Source organism: Streptomyces sp. KR55 (assembly GCF_052245645.1).
Lineage (GTDB): Bacteria > Actinomycetota > Actinomycetes > Streptomycetales > Streptomycetaceae > Streptomyces > Streptomyces flavusporus.
The window spans coordinates 1-3502 of the sequence record NZ_JBQQCE010000703.1; the positions used below are offsets into that span (position 1 = coordinate 1).

General features: G+C 70.5%; 4 protein-coding genes. 1 reads left to right on the top strand and 3 read right to left on the bottom strand.

Going from position 1 to position 3502, the window contains the following annotated elements:
* The 3 genes from ACTWQJ_RS48605 to ACTWQJ_RS48615 form a co-directional block, all read right to left on the bottom strand.
* On the bottom strand, positions 1 to 217 hold a 217-nt coding region (locus ACTWQJ_RS48605), incomplete at its 3' end, for a hypothetical protein (RefSeq protein ID WP_443312769.1).
* A gap of 31 nt (positions 218 to 248) precedes the next feature.
* Entirely contained in the window at positions 249 to 1487 is a 1239-nt protein-coding gene (locus ACTWQJ_RS48610) for an inorganic phosphate transporter (protein WP_443312770.1), read from the bottom strand.
* A gap of 142 nt (positions 1488 to 1629) precedes the next feature.
* Entirely contained in the window at positions 1630 to 2379 is a 750-nt protein-coding gene (locus ACTWQJ_RS48615) for a lysozyme (protein ID WP_443312771.1), read from the bottom strand.
* 198 nt (positions 2380 to 2577) lie between these two features.
* On the opposite strand from ACTWQJ_RS48615, the gene ACTWQJ_RS48620 reads away from it, so the two are divergent.
* Positions 2578 to 3309, top strand: coding sequence for a class II aldolase/adducin family protein (locus ACTWQJ_RS48620; protein WP_443312772.1), 732 nt, complete (start codon positions 2578 to 2580; stop codon positions 3307 to 3309).
* The last annotated feature ends 193 nt before the right edge of the window (positions 3310 to 3502 follow it).

The following is a 3502-nucleotide window of genomic DNA, read 5'->3' on the forward strand; positions in this document are numbered from 1 at the left end:
CCACGATCAGATAGATCCCGTACGCCACCGCCGCCGCACATGCCGCGAAGGCGGCGTACGCCCCCGCGACGGCGAGCGCGGCAGAGTCGCCCTGCGCCGCCGCGCGCTCCCGGCGGGACAGGCCCGCGATGCCGAGGGTGAACAGGCCCACGAGGGCCACGGTGGCCACGAGGCTGACGCCGAAGACGGAGCCGAGGGCCGCCCAGTCGATCTTCATGCTGCTTCTGCTTCCTTCGTACCTGGGGGGCTCAGACGGCGGCCTGGGAAGGCGCCTGGTCCGCGGATGCGGGCTGCGCGGGGATCGTGGCCGTCAGGCCCTCGGCCGCGCCGGGCGGGGGCGTGGCCACGGCGGCCATCGCGGTCGTCACGACACCGGCCGGTTCCTCCGCCGTGTCGTTGACGTTCGTGTGGTCGACGACCTCACGCCGGGAGAGCTTCCAGATCGCGGCGCTGGAGGCGACCAGGAAGACGGCGACGAGCGCGGTGCCCCACGAGCCGAAGCCGGTCACCCACTCCGCGACGGCACCGACCAGCGCGGCGGCCGGCAGGGTCAGGCCCCAGGCGACGAACATGCGGGTGGCGGTGGACCAGCGCACGACCCCGCCCTTGCGGCCGAGACCCGCACCCATCACCGCACCGGAGACCGAGTGCGTGGTGGACAGCGAGAAGCCCAGGTGGGAGGAGGCCAGGATGACCGTCGCGGCGCTGGTCTGCGCGGCGAAGCCCTGCTGCGGCTGGAGGTCGGTCAGGCCCTTGCCCATGGTGCGGATGATGCGCCAGCCGCCGAGGTAGGTGCCGAGCGCGATGGCCAGGCCCGCCGAGAGGATGACCCACATCGGCGGGTCGGAGTCGGGGGCGAGGGAGCCGCCGGCGACCAGGGCGAGGGTGATGATGCCCATGGTCTTCTGCGCGTCGTTGGTGCCGTGGGCGAGGGAGACGAGGCCGGCGGAGGCGACCTGGCCGGCCCGGTAGCCCTTCGCGGCCGCCTTGCCGTCGGCCTTCCTGCCGAGCCGGTACGTCAGCCGCGTGGCGAGCATCGCCGCGATGCCGGCCACCAGCGGGGCGGCGATCGCCGGGATCAGCACCTTGGTGACGAGCGCGTCGCCGTGCACGGCGCCCACGCCGGCCGAGGCGATGGTGGCGCCGATCAGACCGCCCATGAGGGCGTGTGAGGAGGACGACGGGAGGCCTACGAGCCAGGTCGCCAGGTTCCACAGGATCGCGCCGACGAGTGCGGCGAAGATGACCTCGGGACGTATGCCGCTCTCGTCGACCAGCCCCTTGGAGATCGTGTTGGCGACTTCCACCGAGAGGAAGGCGCCGACCAGGTTGAGGATGGCGGACATGGCCACCGCGACCTTGGGTCTGAGGGCACCGGTGGAGATGGTGGTTGCCATCGCGTTCGCGGTGTCGTGGAAACCGTTCGTGAAATCGAACGCGAGTGCGGTTACCACCACAATCGCGAGGATCAGCGAGATGCCTTCCATTTACCCAGGCAATCGTTCGAGGTCATTGGCTGGACGAACGTACGTAACCCAAGTGAACGAAAGGTGAACTGAGGGGGGCTCCCTGGTGTCGCAAGGTGGGGGCCGTCGTCCGGTCAGGGATCGACGGCCCCGTGGCGCCCGGCTACGAGCCCTTTGCGAACTTCCTCAACTGGGTCGTCGAGCCGTTGAAGAGATTCTGGTCACCCGGCAGGCTGCCGCTGTTGTCGTACTGCCAGAGCGTCCAGAACGACCACCCGGCCGGGAGTGTTCCCGTGCTCGCCGAGTCGTAGCGCGCTATCCACAGTGCGTGATTGCCGGCGAAGGCGCGGCTGCTGCCCGTGCAGGTGTTCCACCAGTGGGTGGTGGTGTAGATCACGGGGCGGCGGCCGGTGAGCCGCTTCACCTCGTCGCTGAAGGCCTTGATCCAGCTGACCATCTTCGCCTTGCTCAGGCCGTAGCACTTGTGCTTCTTGTCGTACGGGTTGTACTCGATGTCGAGCGCGGGGGGCAGCGTCCAGCCGTCCCCGCGCCAGGCGCCGCCGTTGCGGACGAAGTACGCCGCCTGGGCCTTGCCCGACGACTTGTTCGGCAGTGCGAAGTGGTAGGCCCCGCGTATCAGGCCTGCGTTCCGTGCGCCGTTGTACTGCTGGCTGAAGTACGGGTTGCGGTACGTGGTGGACTCGGTCGCCTTGACGTAGACGAACCGGGCGCCCTTGGACTTCGTGCTCTGCCAGTTGACGTTCTTCTGATGGGACGAGACGTCGTGCCCCTTCGGCTTGCTCGCCGCCGAGGCCGGAATCTCGGCCAGTGCGGTCCCCCCGATCGCGAGGGCTGCCACCGACGCCGCGGCGAGGCGGCTGCGATGGCGGAATGGTTTGCGGTCACGGGCCATGTTTCCCCCCCGGAATGGCAACGTGCATGACAAATCCCCCCAGAGAGTACGGGAAGATCGTTGAATGCTCATCGATCTCCGGCCAAGTAGGGGTGAGGGGGGATCTGTGTCGATATGCACCCTTCCGGACGTGCCGCTTCCGCCCTACAGTGCCCCGGCGCGGCAACCGCCCGACGGCCTCCCTGGCAGGATCACGGCATGGCGGAAAAGCGGCGGGACCAGCGGGACGTCCGGGGCGGCCGGGAGGGCGCACAGGAAGTGGGGGAGTCGCGGATGAGCGGTGTGCGGGACGAGGAGTTCCGGGCCTGGCAGGCGCTCGTGGCGACGGCCCGCCGGACCGTGGCCGACGGACTGGTCGTCGGTACGTCCGGCAATGTGTCCGTACGCGTCCGGGACACGGTCCTGGTCACACCGTCGGGCGTCCCCTACGACCGGCTCACGCCGGACGACCTGACCGCCGTCGACCTCGACGGACGGCAGGTGCGCGGCACGCTCGTCCCGACGAGCGAACTGCCCATGCATCTCGCCGTGTACCGCACCACCGACGCCCGCGCCGTCGTCCACACCCACGCCGTGCACGCCACCGCCGTCTCGACGCTCGTCCGCGAGCTCCCCGCGATCCACTACATGGCCGGCGCGCTCGGCGGGCCCGTCCGGGTTGCCCCGTATGCGACGTACGGCACCGAGGAGTTGGCCGAGAACATGCTGCACGCCCTCGCCGACCGCTCCGGCTGCCTCCTCCAGAACCACGGCACCCTCACCTACGGCGCCACCCTCGACCAGGCCTACGACCGCACCGCCCAGCTCGAGTGGATGTGCCACCTCTGGCTGACCGCCTCCTCGGTCCCCGGCCTGACTCCGACCCTCCTGTCCGACGACCAGCTGAGGGCGGCGGGGGAGCGGTTGCGGGGGTACGGGCAGCGGGGATAACGACCCGGCGGAGCTGCGGGTGGCCGTGCCGCACGTAGCTGCGGGCAGTCGTGCCTCCCCCAGTGCCTTAAGGGCCTGGGGGGGACCCCCAGGGCGGCACGGGTGGGCGATGGGGGTCCCCCCGGCTCGAGCGAAGCCGAGAGCGGGGGAGGCACCCCGCACGCGCCGGTGAGCGATCCCCCCACCCGCCCCC